This is a genomic window from Curtobacterium sp. MMLR14_006 (genome assembly GCF_001864985.1).
Classification (GTDB): Bacteria; Actinomycetota; Actinomycetes; order Actinomycetales; family Microbacteriaceae; genus Curtobacterium.
The window spans coordinates 600,848-617,554 of record NZ_MJGU01000023.1 but is presented as its reverse complement, the minus strand read 5'-3'; the positions used below and the strand labels follow the sequence as shown (position 1 = coordinate 617,554).

The following is a 16,707-nucleotide window of genomic DNA, read 5'->3' as shown; positions in this document are numbered from 1 at the left end:
TTCTCAAGGACCAGACGCACTCCCCGCTCGGTCTCACGAGGAGACTCCGCCAGAGAGGCTTCGGTTTCGTTGCCCGGGGAAGAACCGTGGCGGACAAGATCTCCGGGTGTTGACCCGGTGACCGTCTCGGCCGTTCCGTTCTCCGCCTCAGCGGCAACGAGTGATTACTTTACGCAGAGGTGAACGGCTGCGCCAAGCCAGCCCACATCCCGGGCGTGTCGTGCTCGCGGGGCGTCCGGCACGAACGCCGACGGCCCGCTCCCCTGCTGGGGAACGGGCCGTCTCGGAGCGTGCGTCAGTGGCGCGCGATCACCGGGTTCTTCAGCGAACCGATGCCGGAGATCGTGACCTCCACCACCTCGCCGTCGCGGATCTGTCCGACGCCGGCCGGCGTCCCGGTCAGGATCACGTCGCCGGGCAGGAGCGTCCAGATCGACGAGACGAACTCGACGAGCGACGGGATGTCGTGCACCATCTCGTTCGTCGAGGCCGCCTGGCGCAGGTCGCCGTCGACGCGGGTCTCGATCCGGATGTCCGACGGGTCGATCTCGGTCTCGATCACCGGGCCGAGCGGGCAGAACGTGTCGAAGCCCTTCGCCCGGGTCCACTGGCCGTCGCGCGCCTGCAGGTCACGGGCGGTGACGTCGTTCGCGATGGTGTACCCGAGGATGACGCTTGCGAAGTCCTCGCGGCGGACGTTCTTGGCGAGCGAGCCGATCACGATGGCGAGTTCGCCCTCGTGGTCGACGCGGCCGACGTCGGCGGGGAGCCGGATCGGTTCCTCGGGACCGATCACCGACGTGTTCGGCTTGAGGAACACGACGGGGTCATCGCTCGCACGCTCGTCCATCTCGGACGCGTGCTCCGAGTAGTTGAGCCCGACGCCGACGACCTTCGACCGCGGGATCACCGGGGCGAGGAGCTTGGCGTCCGCCAGGGCGACGCGCTCCCCCGTGGTCTCGAAGCCCTGGTACATCGGGTCCCCCGCGAGCACCACCAGGTGCCGCTCGTCGAGGATGCCGTACCGGGGGTCTTCACCCTTGCTGCTGAACCGTGCGATCTTCACCGTTCGACCCTACCCACGATCCGTTCGCCGATCGGGGGCGTCGGTCAGCTTGGTCATCCACCCGTGCGGGTCGGGACGACGGCCGTACTGGATGTCGGTGAGCTCGTCGCGCAGGGACATCGTCAGCTCCCCGGCGCCCACGGTCGGCGAACCGATCGTGAACCCGTCGCCGCGCAGCTCGGCGATCGGGGTGACGACGGCGGCCGTCCCGCAGGCGAAGGCCTCGGTGATCGAGCCGTCGGCGACGCCGTCACGCCACTCGTCGAGGGTCACCCGACGACGCTCGACGCGCAGCCCGCGGTCCTCCGCCAGCTGCAGGATCGAGTCGCGGGTGATGCCCTCGAGGATCGAGTCGGAGTCCGGGGTGACGAGGGTGCCGTCAGCCTTGACCAGGACGACGTTCATGCCGCCGAGCTCCTCGAGGTACCTGCCCTCCACCGAGTCGAGGAACATCACCTGCTGGCAGCCGTGCTCGTAGGCCTCCTGCTGGGGCAGCAGCGAGGACGCGTAGTTGCCGCCGGTCTTCGCCGCGCCGGTGCCGCCCTTGCCGGCGCGGGCGTACTGGGTCGACAGCCAGATCGACACGGGCTTCGGTCCCGACGTGAAGTACGCGCCGGCCGGGCTCGCGATGCAGTGGTACGCCACCGCCTGTGCGGCCCGCACCCCCAGGAAGGACTCGGTGGCGATCATGAACGGCCGCAGGTACAGGCTGGTCTCGGGCGCCGACGGCACCCAGTCGACGTCGGCGCGCACGAGCTGCCGGATCGACTCGACGAAGGCGTCGACCGGCAGTTCCGGCAGTGCCAGGCGTCGGGCCGACCGCTGGAAGCGACGGGCGTTGGCGTCCGGGCGGAACGTCCACACCGAGCCGTCCTCGTGGCGGTAGGCCTTCAGCCCCTCGAAGATCTCCTGCGCGTAGTGCAGCACGCTCGCGCTCGGGTCGAGGGTGAGCGGTCCGTACGGGTGGATCGACGCGTCGTGCCAGCCGCCGTCGAGGGTCCACCGCACGGTCGCCATGTGGTCGGTGAAGTGCTTGCCGAAGCCCGGGTCCGCGAGGATCTCCTCGCGCTCGGCGGCTGCACGACGGTCGGCGGAGGGGGTGGTGGCGAACGTGGGCCCGAACTCGGCGTCGGTGTCGGTGCTCATGGGGACTCCTTGTCAGGCTGGTGTGGTGCGGGCCGTGGCGGCCGCGGCGATCGCGTCGCCGATCTCGGCGGTGCTCCGCTGCGTCGTGTCGCGCTCGGCGAGGTCCTGCTCGACCGCTGCCGTGACGGCGGCGGCCAGGTCGCTCCGACCGATGTGGTCGAGCAGCAGGGCGACGGACAGCACGGCGGCCGTCGGGTCGGCGAGCTGCTGGCCCGCGATGTCCGGCGCGGAGCCGTGCACCGGCTCGAACATGCTCGGGAAGGTGCGGTCGGGGTTGATGTTCCCCGAGGCCGCCAGACCGATGCCACCGCTGATCGCGCCGGCGAGGTCGGTGATGATGTCACCGAACAGGTTGTCGGTGACGATCACGTCGAAGCGCGCGGGGTCGCGCACCATGTGGATGGTGACCGCGTCGACGTGCTGGTAGTCCACGGTGACGTCCGGGTACTCGGCACCGACCGCCGCGACGGTCCGCTGCCAGAGCGCTCCGGCGTGCACGAGGACGTTGCTCTTGTGCACGAGGGTCAGGTGCCGCCGCGGGCGGCGGTCCGCCAGGTCGAACGCGTACCGGACGACCCGCTCGACGCCGAACGCCGTGTTGAGCGAGACCTCGGTCGCGATCTCCTGCGGCGTCCCTGCGCGGATCACGCCGCCGTTGCCGACGTACGGCCCCTCGGTGCCCTCGCGCACGACCACGAAGTCGACCTCGCCGGGCGCGACGAGCGGGGTCGCGACGGCGTCGCGGACCTTCGTCGGCCGCAGGTTGACGTGGTGGTCGAAGGCGAAGCGCAGCCTGAGGAGCAGCCCGCGCTCGATGATCCCGCCGGCGAGGCGGGGGTCACGCGGGTCGCCGCCGACCGCGCCGAGCAGGATCGCGTCGTGCGTGGCGAGGGCGGCCATGTCGTCCTCGGTGAGGACGTCGCCGGTCTCGAGGTACCGGGTCGCCCCGAGGGCGAACGGGGTCTCCTCGACGACGAGGTCGGCCGGGGTCACGGCGTGCAGGACCTTCAACGCCTCGTCGACGACCTCCGGACCGATGCCGTCACCGCGGATCACCGCGAGCTTGAGCGTGCGGGACTCCATCAGAGCGTGATGTCGATCTCGCGGAGCGAGGACGCGTCGATCGCCCGGCCCACGTGCTCGAGGATCTCGGTCGGCACCGGGGAGTCCACGGTCAGGACGCTGAGGGCCTGGCCGCCCGCCTCGCGACGGGAGATCTGCATCGCCGCGATGTTGATGCCGGCGTCGCCGAACTCCTTGCCGTAGACGGCCACGATGCCGGGACGGTCCGTGTAGACCATCACGACGTGGTGCTGGCCGAGGGCGACCTCGACGTCGTGGCCGTTGATCTCGATGAGCTTCTCGACCTGCTTCGGCCCGGTGAGCGTGCCGGAGACGCTGATCGCCGGGCCGTCGGACTGTGCGCCGCGGATCGTGAGCACGTTGCGGTACTCGGGGCTGTCGGTGTCGCTGATGAGTCGCACCGTGACGCCGCGCTGCTCGGCGATGAGCGGCGCGTTGACGTAGGACACCTGGTCGCTGACGACGTCGGTGAACACGCCCTTGAGCGCCGCGAGCTTCAGCACGCTGACGTCGTACTGCCCGAGTTCGCCGTGGACCTCGACGTCGATGCTCGTGACGGGCGAGGTGGCGAGGGCGGTGAAGACCTGGCCGAGCTTCTCGACGAGCGGGATGCCGGGACGCACGTACGGGTCGATGACCCCACCCGCGACGTTGACGGCGTCGGGCACGAGCTCGCCGCCGAGCGCGAGGCGCACGGACTTGGCGACCGAGACGCCTGCCTTCTCCTGCGCCTCGTCGGTCGAGGCGCCGAGGTGCGGCGTGACGACGACGTTCGGCAGCGACAGGAGCGGCGAGTCGGTCGGCGGCTCGGACACGAAGACGTCGAGCCCGGCGCCGGCGATGGTGTTCGCGGTGAGTGCCCGGTGCAGGGCGTCCTCGTCGATGAGTCCGCCGCGGGCGACGTTGACCACGAAGGCGGTCGGCTTCATGAGCGCGAACTGCTCGTCCGAGATCATGCCGATCGTCTCCGGCGTCTTCGGCATGTGGATCGTCGTGAAGTCCGCGCGGCGCAGCAGGTCCTCGAGGGAGACGAGCTCGACGCCGAGCTGCTGGGCACGGGTCGTGGTGACGTAGGGGTCGTACGCGATGACCGACACCCCGAAGGCCTGCAGGCGCTGCGTGATGAGCGCGCCGATGCGGCCGAGGCCGATGATGCCGACGGTCTTCTCGTACAGCTCGACACCGGTGTACGACGAGCGCTTCCAGGCACCGGCGGCCAGCGACGCGTGCGCCGCGGGGATGTGGCGCGCGAGCGACAGGATGTGGCCGACGGTGAGCTCGGCCGCCGAGATGATGTTCGACGTCGGCGCGTTCACCACCATCACGCCGGCGGTGGTCGCCGCCTTGATGTCGACGTTGTCCAGGCCGACGCCGGCGCGGGCGACGACCTTGAGCCCCGGCGCGGCGGCGATCGCCTCGGCGTCGACCTTGGTGGCGGAACGCACCAGCACGGCATCCGCGTCAGCGAGCGCTGACAGGAGCGCGGATCGGTCGGTGCCGTCCACGTTCCGGATCTCGAAGTCGGGCCCGAGGGCGTCGACCGTGGCGGGCGAGAGTTCTTCGGCGATCAGGACGACCGGCTTCGACACAGCTGCTGTTTCCTCACACGAGACGGGTGGTATCCCACCATGCTATCGACGCGACGGGTCCGTGACGACCGTCCCGCTGGTCGGGTGGGCGGCCCCGGACGGACGGGAGGCCCGTGGCGGGGTCGCCACGGGCCTCCCGTCCGGCGTGCGGTCACGCGGACCGACCGCTCGGACTTATCGCTCGGTCCGATCGATCAGCCGCCGATGCGCAGCGTGCTCGCCACGTACTGCAGCAGGGTGAACCAGAGCGCGGAGACGGCGCAGCCGGCGGCGAGGAAGACGACGACCGTGCGGAGCACGTCCATCCGCCGCGACACCAGCCAGGCGACGACGAAGGCCACGGGCGCGATGGCGACGTCCACGACGAGTGCCGGCCACGGCACGGCCGTCTGCAGGGTCGTCCCCCCGTTGCTCGCGGCGAACTCGTTGAATGCGGTGACGTTGCGGGAGACGCCGACGAGGTTGCCGACCGCCTGCCAGGTGACGTAGGCCAGCGCGACGGCGGCGACGACCCACACGACGACCTTGCCGAACGTGACGATCCGGGCGCGTTCCGCCGGTGCCGCGCTCACCCGAAGCTCCGCGTCATGATGAAGGGCCACGGGATGAGGACGACCGCGCCGACGACGAGCCACGTGAACCGTGTGCGGTCGCGGTGCCCCTGGCAGAGCCAGAGCGTCGCGGCGAACCAGAGCGCGGGGGCCATGATCGCGAGCACGCGCATGGTCTCGGACGCGATGCCTGCGAGGCCGGTGCCGGTGACCGTCAGCAGGCTCGCACTGACGAGCCAGGCCACCGTGTAGAGCAGGTACAGCCCGCCGAGGACGCCCATGCCGACGAGCGCACCCGAGCCGGTCGGCGCCTCGGGGTCGTGGGGGGTGCGGTCCTTCACGCGGACCGGGTTGTGCGCCGCGTCGACGTGGGTGGCGTCGTCCGCGTCGCCCCAGCTGAGCGCGTCGTCGTCGTGGTCGACGGCGTTCGGCGCGTCCGGGTCGGTCGACCCGTCTGGTGGGGATGCTGCCGTGGTCATGCTTCCGATCCTACGAGGGACCGGTGACGGACGGGACCACCCGGCGCCCGCACGGGGTGCGCTCAGACGTCGGCGGGCTGCGTCTCGAGGACGCTCGCGACGACGTCGCGCACGGCCGGGAAGAGCGGGTGGCTCTCCATCAGGCCGGTGAGGATTTCGGTGAGGGCGTGCGCCGTCGCGCCGGAGCGCAGCAGGGCGTGGAGCTCGATCGACTCGGGGTCGTTCTCGTCGTCGAAGGCGAGCGCGGCGCGCACCGAGCCGAGCAGGTGGTGGACGGGCAGGCCGCGCTCGGCGAGCTGGGACGCCGGCCCGATGAAGCGCTCGCGTCGGCCGAGCTTGCGCAGGGGGTTGCGGCCGACGCGTGCCGTGGTGTCCGGCAGGAGCGGGTTCGCGATCCGCGAGAGGTTCGCCGCGACGTACCGGGCGTGGTCCTCGGGGTCGAAGCCGTGCTTGGCGACGAGGAGGGCGGTGGTCTCGGCGAGCACCCCGTCGACCTCGGCGCGCACGGCGGAGTCCTCGAGGGCCTCGCGGATGAGGCGGATGCCCCGGACGTAGCCGTGGTAAGCCGCGGTCGCGTGCGCGGTGTTCACCGTGTAGAGCTTGCGCTCGACGAAGGGCTGCAGGTCGTCGACCCAGGTCACGCCCTCGATCGCCGGCGGTTCGGAGTCCGAGCCGCGGAACGGGGTGCGCTCGATGACCCACTCGTAGAAGGGCTCGAGCACGACGTCGAGGCCACCGGACTGTCCGAGCACACCGGACTGGTCGGGGACGATGCGGTCGATCGCGCAGTTCGCGAACACGGCCGCGACGACGCGGTCCTCGAGGATGGGCGCGCGGCGGATGCTCGCGTGCAACGAGTCGGTGGCGTTGAACGCGTTCTCGCAGGCGACGACCGTGACGTCACCGCGCTCGGCCGGGCGGGCGGCCAGGCCCTCGGCGATGAGCGGGGCGACCAGCGGCAGGGTGCGTGCACCGACCGCCGTGGTGACGACGTCGGCCTCGGCGATGGCCCGGACGACGCGTTCGCGGTCGGTCTTGCTGTTCAGCGCGCGGAACCCGTACACGAGGTGCTCGACCGGCATCTCGCCGACCTCGTGCACCACGAAGCGCCCGGCCTCGTTCAGCGCGGAGACCACGCGCTCGTCGACGTCGACGAAGGTGAGCTCGTAGCCGCTCGCCACGAGGAACTGGCCCACGAACCCCCGCCCGATCTTGCCGGCGCCGATGTGGACCGCTCGCTTCGTCACCGCCATCCGACGATCATCCCATGCTGCTGGGGGCGCCCCGGACCGCGGCCGCGCTGAGCGGCCGAGGACCGCCGGGGATCGTCGACGTGGGCGGCGGCGGCGGGCCGGTGGACGGCGTGGGTGCTGGAGGAAGACAGATGCATGATGTTCGGGTCACATCGCGAGGCGGCGGTGCCGTGGGGCACCGCCGCCTCGAGAGTCGAGTGGTCCTCCGAGACTACCGCGCAGCCGAGCCGTCGACGTAGTCGCCGTCGTTCTGCTTCCACGCGAAGAGCGCGCGGAGCTCACGGCCGGTGGCCTCGATCGGGTGGCCCTCGCCCTTCGCACGGAGCGCCTTGAACTCCGGCGCGCCGGCGTCCTGGTCGTCGATGAAGCGCTTCGCGAAGGCACCGTTCTGGATGTCCGCGAGCACCGCCTTCATGTTCTCCTTGACCTCGGGCGAGATCACGCGGGGGCCGGAGACGTAGTCACCGAACTCGGCGGTGTCGGAGATCGACCAGCGCTGCTTCGTGAGGCCGCCCTCCCAGATGAGGTCGACGATGAGCTTGAGCTCGTGCAGGACCTCGAAGTAGGCGATCTGCGGCTGGTAACCCGCCTCGACCAGGGTCTCGAAGCCGTACTGGATGAGCTGCGAGGTGCCACCGCACAGGACGGCCTGCTCGCCGAACAGGTCGGTCTCGGTCTCCTCGGTGAAGGTCGTCTTGATGCCGCCGGAGCGCAGGCCGCCGATGGCCTTCGCGTACGACCAGGCGAGGTCCCACGCGGAACCGGAGGCGTCGACCTCGACGGCGACGATGACGGGGACGCCGCGGCCGGCCTCGTACTCGCGACGGACCGTGTGCCCCGGACCCTTCGGCGCGACGAGCGACACGTCGACGCCCTCGGGCGCCTCGATGTAGCCGAAGCGGATGTTGAAGCCGTGCCCGAAGACGAGCGTCGCGCCCGGCTTGAGGTTCGGCGCGATGTCCTCGGCGTAGACGATGCGCTGGACCTGGTCCGGCGCGAGGATGACGACGACGTCCGCCCAGGCGGTGGCGTCGGCCGGCGTGTGGACCTCGAAGCCCGCCTCCTCGGCCTTCTGACGGCTCTTCGAGCCCTCCTTCAGGCCGATCTTGACCTCGACGCCGGAGTCGCGGAGGTTGAGTGCGTGGGCGTGGCCCTGCGAGCCGTAGCCGATGACGGCGACCTTCTTGCCCTGGATGAGCGTCAGGTCGGCGTCGGCGTCGTACACGATGTCAGTCACGAGGGTGTGTCTCCTTGGTTCTGGTGGTCTGTGGGGTGCGCTCAGCGCACCCGGTCGGTGATGCTCTTCGGCCCGCGGCCCATGCCGAGCAGGCCGGCCCGCGCGAGCTCCTTGATGCCGTACGGCTCGAGGACGCGGAGGATCGCCTGGATCTTGCCGGGGTCGCCGGTCACCTCGACGATGAGCGAGTCGTTCGCGACGTCGACGACCTGCGCGCGGAACAGGTTCACTGCCTCGAGCACGGCCGAACGGGTCTGGTTGTCGACCCGGACCTTGACGAGCATGTGCTCGCGCTGGACCGACTGCGAGAAGTCGAGCTCGACGATCTTGATGACGTTGACCAGCTTGTTGAGCTGCTTCGTCACCTGCTCCAGCGGGAGGTCCTCGACGTCGACGACGACGGTGATCCGGCTGAGGCCGTCGACCTCGGTGTTGCCGACGGCGAGCGACTCGATGTTGAAGCCGCGGCGGGCGAACAGCCCGGCCACGCGGGTCAACAGGCCCGGCTTGTCCTCGACGAGGAGGGAGAGGACGTGGCTCATGCGGTTTCCCCCGTCATGTCGGCGTCCTCGTCGTCCCAGCTGGGGGCGAGGGCGCGGGCGTACTCGATCGAGGAGTTGCCGACCCCCTGCGGGACCATCGGCCAGACCATCGAGTCGCGGCTCACCACGAAGTCGATGACCACCGGACGGTCGTTCGTCGCGAGGGCGAGCTCGATCGCGGCATCGACCTCGTCCGCCTTCTCGACACGGATGCCGAGGGCGCCGTAGGCGTCGGCGAGCTTCACGAAGTCGGGCACGCGGCGCGACTGGTGCCCCGTCTCGAGGTCGGTGAAGGAGTGCCGGCCGTCGTAGAACAGCGTCTGCCACTGCCGCACCATGCCGAGCGACGAGTTGTTGATGATCGCGACCTTGATCGGGATGTCGTTGATGACGCAGGTCGCGAGTTCCTGGTTCGTCATCTGGAAGCAGCCGTCGCCGTCGATCGCCCAGACCACGCGGTCCGGCTGGGCGACCTTCGCGCCCATCGCGGCCGGGACGGAGTAGCCCATCGTGCCGGCACCGCCGGAGTTCAGCCAGGCGTTCGGACGCTCGTACTTGATGAACTGCGCCGACCACATCTGGTGCTGGCCGACACCGGAGGCGTAGACCGCCTCGGGGCCGGTCAGCTCACCGATGCGCTTGATGATCGCCTGCGGTGCGAGGAGTCCGTCGGTGGGCTCCGCGTAGCCGAGCGGGAAGTCGGTCTTCAACTGCTCGAGCTTCGCCCACCACGCGGCGGTCGACGCGCGGTCCTCGGCGGCGATGCCGCCCCAGGCGTCGAGCAGGTCGACGAGGACCTCGCGCGCGTCGCCGACGATCGGGACGTCGGCGAAGCGGATCTTCGAGATCTCGGCGGGGTCGATGTCGACGTGCACGACCTTGGCGCCCGGAGCGAACTCGTCGGCCTTGCCGGTCACGCGGTCGTCGAAGCGGGCGCCGAGCGCGATGATGAGGTCGCTGTCCTGCAGGCCGAGCACCGCGGGCACGGTGCCGTGCATGCCGGGCATGCCGAGGTGCTGCGGGTGCGAGTCCGGGAACGCGCCGCGGGCCATCAGCGTCGTGACCACGGGGGCGCCGGTCGCCTCGGCGAAGCGGAGCAGCTCGGCGGTCGCGCCGGAGCGGATGACGCCGCCGCCGACGTACAGCACCGGGCGCTCGGCCTCGGCGAGCAGCTGGGCCGCTGCGGTGATCTGCTTGCCGTGCGCCTTCGTCACCGGTCGGTAGCCGGGCAGGTCGACCTGCGGCGGCCACACGTAGGGCGCCGACATCTGCTGGGCGTCCTTCGTGATGTCGACGAGCACCGGACCGGGGCGGCCGGTCGTCGCGATCAGGTGCGCGGCGGCGAGCGTCGCCGGGATGTCGGCGGGGTTCGTCACGAGGAACGAGTGCTTCGTGATCGGCATCGTGATGCCGACGATGTCGGCCTCCTGGAACGCGTCCGTGCCCATCAGCGTCGAGAACACCTGGCCGGTGATCGCGATGAACGGCACCGAGTCCATGTAGGCGTCGGCGATCGCGGTGACGAGGTTCGTCGCGCCGGGGCCGGAGGTGGCGATGGCGACGCCGACCTTGCCGGACGACGAGGCGTACCCCTCGGCGGCGTGGCCGGCTCCCTGCTCGTGCCGGACGAGGATGTGGCGGATCGTCGTCGACGCCATGAGCTCGTCGTAGAACGGGATGATCGCGCCGCCCGGCAGGCCGAAGACGTCGGTGATCCCGAGGTGCTCGAGCGTCCGGAGGACGGCTCCCGAGCCGGTGAGGATCTCCGGCGACCGGCGTGCACCGGCGGCCGCGGACAACGGGGTTGCTTCCGTGGGCATGAGGTGGTCCTTGCCTGGAGAGGTGGCGGTGGTGCGGGTGTCGGACGCTAGCCCGTGACCGCGCCCTGGGCGGCGGACTTGACGAGCTTGGCGTACTTCGCGAGGACTCCGCGGGTGTAGCGCGGGGGCAGCGGGGCCCAGCCGTCACGGCGGGCCTCCAGCTCGGCCGGGTCGACCAGTAGGTCGAGCGAACGAGCCGCGATGTCGACACGGATGCGGTCGCCATCACGAACGAAAGCGACTGGACCTGCGTCCACTGCTTCCGGTGCGATGTGGCCGATGCACAGGCCGGTTGTGCCGCCTGAGAATCGACCGTCGGTCAAGAGTAGTACATCCTTGCCGAGGCCCGCGCCCTTGATCGCCGCGGTGATGGCGAGCATCTCGCGCATGCCCGGGCCGCCCTTCGGGCCCTCGTAGCGGATGACGACGACGTCGCCCTTCTGGATCGCCCCCTCGGTGAGGGCGTCCATCGCGGCGCGCTCCCGGTCGAACACCCGGGCGGGGCCCTCGAACACCTCGGCGTCGAAGCCCGCGGTCTTCACCACGGCGCCCTCGGGCGCGAACGAGCCCTGCAGGACCGTCAGGCCGCCGGTCTCGTGGATCGGGTTGTCGAGGGTGCGGAGGACCTCGCCGTCGAGCGCCGGCGGGTCGATCTCGGCGAGGTTCTCGGCGAGGGTCTTGCCGGTGACGGTCATCGCGTCGCCGTGCAGCAGGCCGGCGTCGAGCAGCGCCTTCATGACCACCGGGATGCCGCCCTGCTGGTCGATGTCCTTCATGACGAAGCGCCCGAACGGCTTCATGTCGGCGAGGTGCGGGACCTTCGAGCCGATGCGGTTGAAGTCGTCGAGGGACAGCTCGACCTCGGCCTCGTAGGCGATCGCGAGCAGGTGCAGGACGGCGTTCGTCGAGCCGCCGAGCGCCATGAGCACGGTGATGGCGTTCTCGAAGGCTTCCTTGGTCAGGATCTGCCGGGCGGTGAGGCCGAGCTCGAGCATCCGCACGACGGCCTCGCCGGAACGGTGCGCGTAGTAGTCGCGGCGACGGTCCGCGGACGGCGGCGCAGCCGAGCCCGGCAGCGACATGCCGAGCGCCTCGGCCAGGCTCGCCATCGTGTTCGCCGTGTACATGCCACCGCAGGCGCCCTCGCCCGGGACGATGGCGCACTCGATCTTCTTGAGCTCCTCCTCGGACATGGTGCCGGCCTTGCAGGCGCCGACGCCCTCGAAGGAGTCGATGATCGTGACCTCCTTCATGGTGCCGTCGGCCTGCTTCACGTAGCCCGGCATGACCGAGCCCGCGTAGAGGAAGACGCTCGCCAGGTCGAGGCGCGCGGCGGCCATGAGCATGCCCGGCAGGGACTTGTCACAGCCGGCGAGCAGGACGGTACCGTCCAGGCGCTCGGCGTTCACGACGGTCTCGACGCTGTCCGCGATGACCTCGCGCGAGACGAGCGAGAAGTGCATCCCCTCGTGGCCCATCGAGATGCCGTCGGAGACGGAGATGGTGCCGAACTGCAGCGGGTAGCCGCCGCCGGAGTGCACGCCTTCCTTGGCGCCCTGCGCGAGCCGGTCGAGCGACAGGTTGCACGGCGTGATCTCGTTCCACGAGGACGCGATGCCGATCTGCGGCTTGCTCCAGTCCTCGTCTCCCATACCGACGGCCCGCAGCATGCCACGCGAGGTGGTTGCTTCGATCCCGTCGGTGACGACCCGGCTGCGCGGCTTGACGTCGATATCAGGCATGGGGTGAGTCTAGGACGCTTTGGGATACCAGTCGCGCAACAACATGCGTCCGCATGTTCACGGGGACGGAGGGGAGGCCCGGATCACCTGCTCAGCGCGTCGCCCGGAGGCGAGCGAGCTGCTTGAGGACGTCGGTGAGCGCCGCCGGGTCGGCGACGCGGTACCCGGCGGTGGTCTCCCCCGGCCCCACCTTGACGCCGACGTCGCCGTCGCCGAGCACGCGGAAGGCGTCCTCGTCCGTGACGTCGTCGCCGGCGAAGAACACCGCGTCGGCACCGTGCAGCTCGCGCAGCCGGACGATCGCGTCGCCCTTCGTGACGTGCCGGACGGCGAACTCGACGATGTCCTTGCCGCCGCGCTCGAGCACGTCGGGGTCGGCGGCGTGCGCGGCCTCGCTCGCGTCGGCGTCCGCCCGGGCGGCGACCTCGGCGCTGACACGGCGGGTGTGCACCCCGTGGCCGGCCGGCTTGTGCTCGATGACGACGCCGGGGTACCGCGCACCGACCTCGTCGAGCGCCGCACCGACCCGGGCCACGCGCTCGGCCTCGTCGTCGGTCAGCGCGGCCTCGTCGTGACCGTCGACGCGCCACTCGACGCCGTGCGAGCCGACGAGCGCCATGCCCTCGGGGGCGTACGACACGGCGGCCAGGCTGTCGAGCGGTCGGCCCGACACGAGGACCACCTCGGTGTCCGGCGCGCGGTGCAGGGTGAGCACGGCAGCCCAGGACCCCGGGAGCGCGCCGACCTGCGAGGGCTCGTCGGCGAACGGCGCGAGCGTGCCGTCGAAGTCCAGTGCGACGACGAGTCGCGGCGCAGCCGCGAGCGTCTCGAGCGCGGCCGTGACGGCGGACGCGTCGGTGGTGGGCTCACGCATCACGGGCCTCCCGGGTGTCCTCGGCGGCCCGTGCGGACTGCGCGTCCTGGTCGAAGATCGATGTGCCGTCTGTCTGCGCCTCGCGGTGGCGGTCCGCCGGGTCCGTGGCGGACGGGTCGAGCTGCGCGTTGCGCGGCGCGTGCCGGTCGAGCGCCTCGAGGAAGGAGCGCGACCAGCGTGCCACGTCGTTGTCGCGCACGCGCTTGCGCAGCGCGCGCATCCGGGTCGACCGCTCCCGGCGGGGCATCTCGACGGCGCGCAGGATGCTGTCCTTCAGCGCGCCGATGTCGTGCGGGTTCACGATGACGGCCTGCTTGAGTTCGTCGGCCGCGCCGGCGAACTCGGAGAGGATGAGGACCCCGTCGGTGTCGAAGCGGGCCGCGACGTACTCCTTGGCGACGAGGTTCATGCCGTCGCGCAGGGCGGTGACGAGCATGATGTCCGCGGCCAGGTAGAGCGCGACCATCTCCTCGCGGGGGTAGCCGTGGTGCAGGTACGAGATCGGCTGGTGCCCGATGACGCCGAGGTCGCCGTTGATGCGTCCGACGCTCAGCTCGATCTCGTCGCGCAGCGTCGCGTAGGTGTCGACGCGCTCGCGGCTCGGGCTCGCGACCTGGATGAGCGTCGCGTCCTCGACCTTGATGCGGCCGTCCTCGACGAGCTCGCCGAACGCCTTGATGCGGTGCCGGATGCCCTTGGTGTAGTCGAGCCGGTCGACGCCGAGCAGCACCGTCTTCGGGTTGCCGAGGCTCGACCGGATCTCGCGGGCGCGTTCCTGCACCTCGGGCCGGCGGGCGATCGCCTCGAAGCTCTCGGCGTCGATCGAGATCGGGAAGTGCCGCGCCTCGACGTGGCGCACCGTGATGCCCTTGCGGCTCCGCGGCGCGTCCGGGTCGTCGACGGGCACGTCGATCATCGACCCCTTCGTCGTGTAGCCCTTGATGTGCCGGACCGCGCGGAGGAAGTCGCTGGCGTCGTCCTGCCGCTGGAAGCCGATGACGTCGGCGCCGAGCAGGCCGTCGAGGATCTGCGCACGCCAGGGCAGCTGCGCGTAGATGCCGACGGGCGGGAACGGGATGTGGTTGAAGAAGCCGATCGTCAGGTCGGGCCGCTTCGCCCGGAGCAGTGCCGGCACGAGCTGCAGCTGGTAGTCCTGCACCCAGACGATGCCGTCCTGCTCGACGATCTCCGCGATCTGCGTCGCGAAGCGCTCGTTGACCCGCTTGTACGCGTTCCACCAGTCACGGTGGTAGCTCGGGTGCTCGATCACGTCGTGGTAGAGCGGCCACAGGGTGTCGTTGCTGAACCCCTCGTAGTACTCCTCGACGTCCTCGACGGAGAGCGGGACCGGCACGATGTGGATCCCGTCGTTGTCGAACGGCTCGACCTCGACCGCCGGCTGCCCGACCCACCCCACCCAGGCGCCGTCGTTCGCGCGCATCACGGGTTCGAGCGCGGTGACGAGGCCGCCGGGCGAGTGCCGCCAGCCCTCGTTGCCGTCCTGGTCGACGACGCGGTCCACCGGGAGGCGGTTGGAGGCGACGACGAACGAGTACCGGGTCTGGTCGGTGCGGTCTGCAGACATGGGGTGGTGTGTTCTCCGTTCCGCCCGGCGGCGCGCCGGGTGCGTCGGTCCGGCTCGGGCGCCGGGGTGCGACCCCGAAGTTACCAGCGCCCGGACAGCGCATTCACGGCGGATCGGCGGTTCCGGTACGCTGCTCCTCGCGTGTCGGGGGGACACAGGTGCTGAAGGGCGGCACCGGCCTCCTGGCCGGAGAGGACCCACCAGCCGTGAGCGAGCACCCGCCCGTCCCGCCGGGACAGCCAGGACCGCAGGACCCGTCGACCCCGCAGGGGCAGGGGCAGCCCTGGCAGCAGCAGCAGCCGGGAGGCGCGCCCCGGTGGTCGGGCCAGCCCACCCCCGCCGGCGCCCCGGCTCCGCAGTCGTCGGACGCCTTCGGTCGCCTGCTGCACTCGCTGACCGGCCGCGACTGGCTCGCGTCCGTGCTGGCCGGTGTCGGCGGCTGGGTCGCCGCCTACGTCGTCGCCGGCCTCTCCCTGCTGCTCACCGTCGCGGTCGCCGCGACCGGCAGCAGCGGGTCGTCGCTCGGGTCCGGCTCCGTCAGCGGATCGGGCAGCGAACTCGGCGCCGGCGGCGCACCGGACGTGCAGTCGCTGCTGTCCGGCGTGAGCGTCCTGCTCGGCGCCCCCGCCCAGCTCGTCGCGATGGCGGACCTCGGCCGCCTGCACGGATCCGGCTCGGTCGGACTGCTCGGCTCCGGCTCCGGCTCGCTCGCGGTCGTGCCGGTGCTCGTGCTCGCGGCGCAGGTCGTCCTCGCCGTCGTCCTGACGCGGCGCATCCGGTCGCGCGCCCTCGGCCGCTGGCAGGTCGTCGTGCTCGCCGTGGTCTCCGGGCTCGTCACCACCGTCCTGGTGAACGCCTTCGCCGGGCTGCTCGCGATCCGCTTCCCCGACCTGCCCGGCATCGAGATCGAGCCCGTGCACGCCGTCGGGTTCAGCAGCGTCGTCGGTGCGTTCCTCATCGGCGCGCTCGCCGCCCTGCTCGCACGCCCGTCCGTCCTGATCGGCGGCCGCACCTGGTCGGGCCGCGTCCTCGGCGCCGTCCGGGTCGCCGCGTCGCAGGCCGTCGTGCTGGTCGTCGTCGTCGCGGTCGTCGTGGTCGTCGTCGCGCTCGTGACGCAGCCCTCGTGGGGTGCGGCCCTGCCGGTCTTCATCGGCAACGTCGCGGTCGCCGTGACGGCCCTCGGCTTCTTCGGCGGCCTCGGCACGGCCGGTCTCGGGACGGGTGGCGACAGCGCCACGGTCTTCGACGGTGCCGGCGGCTGGACGTGGCTCGCCGTGCTGCTCGTCCTCGCGACGTCGGTCGTCGCGGGCCTCGCCCTCGCGGTCCGGCGGAACGACCGGGTCCGCTCGGTCCTCGACTGGGTCGTCACCCCGGTGGTGTGGTTCGCACTCGGGCTCCTGCTCTTCGTGCTCGGCACCGGGATCGTGTCCTACGAGGCCAGCGGGTACACGGCCGTCGGCGGCAGCGGATCGCTCGGCGTCACCCCGTGGACGCCGTTCGTGTTCCTGCTCTGGGGCGGTCTGGTCGAGGCCGTCGCCCGGTACCTCGCGCCCGTGCTGCTCCCCCGCCTCGGCGGCGGGGTCGTGCTCGCGGTGTCGCGCCTGGTCGGCGCGGACCCCCGACCGCTCGTGTCCGCTCCCGCCGGCGCAGCCGCACCGGCCGGTGCGTTCCCGGACGCCCCGGCACAGGGCGCTGTGTTCCCCGGTGGCCCGGCGCAGCCCGGCGCGTTCCCCGGTGCCC

General features: G+C 71.3%; 14 protein-coding genes. 1 reads left to right on the top strand and 13 read right to left on the bottom strand.

Annotation, left to right across the window (positions count from 1 at the left end; all coding sequences use genetic code 11):
* Positions 1 to 295: 295 nt before the first annotated feature.
* The 13 genes from BIU94_RS14700 to BIU94_RS14640 form a co-directional block, all read right to left on the bottom strand.
* Positions 296 to 1,066 (bottom strand): fumarylacetoacetate hydrolase family protein, encoded by a 771-nt coding sequence (locus BIU94_RS14700; RefSeq protein ID WP_071261851.1) that lies wholly within the window; start codon positions 1,064 to 1,066, stop codon positions 296 to 298.
* Positions 1,067 to 1,075: 9 nt separating this feature from the next.
* Positions 1,076 to 2,212, bottom strand: a complete 1,137-nt coding sequence (locus BIU94_RS14695; protein WP_071261848.1) for a branched-chain amino acid aminotransferase — start codon at positions 2,210 to 2,212, stop codon at positions 1,076 to 1,078.
* A gap of 12 nt (positions 2,213 to 2,224) precedes the next feature.
* Positions 2,225 to 3,295: a 3-isopropylmalate dehydrogenase gene (locus BIU94_RS14690; RefSeq protein ID WP_071261844.1), complete on the bottom strand. Its 1,071-nt coding sequence runs from the start codon at positions 3,293 to 3,295 to the stop codon at positions 2,225 to 2,227.
* A complete protein-coding gene (serA, locus tag BIU94_RS14685) occupies positions 3,295 to 4,884 on the bottom strand; it encodes a phosphoglycerate dehydrogenase (protein ID WP_071261842.1) in 1,590 nt (529 codons plus the stop codon). Before serA ends, BIU94_RS14690 begins: the two co-directional genes overlap by 1 nt.
* A 194-nt stretch (positions 4,885 to 5,078) precedes the next feature.
* Positions 5,079 to 5,456, bottom strand: a complete 378-nt coding sequence (locus BIU94_RS14680) for a hypothetical protein (RefSeq protein WP_071261839.1) — start codon at positions 5,454 to 5,456, stop codon at positions 5,079 to 5,081.
* Positions 5,453 to 5,914: a hypothetical protein gene (locus BIU94_RS14675; protein WP_071261837.1), complete on the bottom strand. Its 462-nt coding sequence runs from the start codon at positions 5,912 to 5,914 to the stop codon at positions 5,453 to 5,455. Before BIU94_RS14675 ends, BIU94_RS14680 begins: the two co-directional genes overlap by 4 nt.
* A gap of 62 nt (positions 5,915 to 5,976) precedes the next feature.
* A complete protein-coding gene (locus tag BIU94_RS14670) occupies positions 5,977 to 7,167 on the bottom strand; it encodes a mannitol-1-phosphate 5-dehydrogenase (protein WP_071261835.1) in 1,191 nt (396 codons plus the stop codon).
* A gap of 211 nt (positions 7,168 to 7,378) precedes the next feature.
* Entirely contained in the window at positions 7,379 to 8,404 is a 1,026-nt protein-coding gene (gene ilvC / locus BIU94_RS14665; protein ID WP_071261833.1) for a ketol-acid reductoisomerase, read from the bottom strand.
* A gap of 41 nt (positions 8,405 to 8,445) precedes the next feature.
* On the bottom strand, positions 8,446 to 8,946 hold the full coding sequence (gene ilvN, locus BIU94_RS14660; protein ID WP_022907763.1) for an acetolactate synthase small subunit: 501 nt from the start codon (positions 8,944 to 8,946) through the stop codon (positions 8,446 to 8,448).
* Positions 8,943 to 10,766 (bottom strand): acetolactate synthase large subunit, encoded by a 1,824-nt coding sequence (locus tag BIU94_RS14655; protein ID WP_071261829.1) that lies wholly within the window; start codon positions 10,764 to 10,766, stop codon positions 8,943 to 8,945. The genes ilvN and BIU94_RS14655 overlap by 4 nt, the downstream gene beginning before the upstream one ends.
* A 47-nt stretch (positions 10,767 to 10,813) precedes the next feature.
* Positions 10,814 to 12,508, bottom strand: coding sequence for a dihydroxy-acid dehydratase (ilvD, locus tag BIU94_RS14650; protein WP_071261827.1), 1,695 nt, complete (start codon positions 12,506 to 12,508; stop codon positions 10,814 to 10,816).
* A gap of 91 nt (positions 12,509 to 12,599) precedes the next feature.
* Complete coding sequence (otsB, locus tag BIU94_RS14645; RefSeq protein ID WP_071261825.1) at positions 12,600 to 13,382, bottom strand: trehalose-phosphatase; 783 nt, start codon at positions 13,380 to 13,382, stop codon at positions 12,600 to 12,602.
* Positions 13,375 to 14,967 (bottom strand): trehalose-6-phosphate synthase, encoded by a 1,593-nt coding sequence (locus BIU94_RS14640; protein ID WP_071261822.1) that lies wholly within the window; start codon positions 14,965 to 14,967, stop codon positions 13,375 to 13,377. Before BIU94_RS14640 ends, otsB begins: the two co-directional genes overlap by 8 nt.
* 206 nt (positions 14,968 to 15,173) lie before the next feature.
* Between BIU94_RS14640 and BIU94_RS17880 the strand changes: the two genes are divergently transcribed.
* Positions 15,174 to 16,707: hypothetical protein (locus tag BIU94_RS17880; protein WP_217639511.1), on the top strand; the 1,534-nt coding region annotated here is incomplete at its 3' end.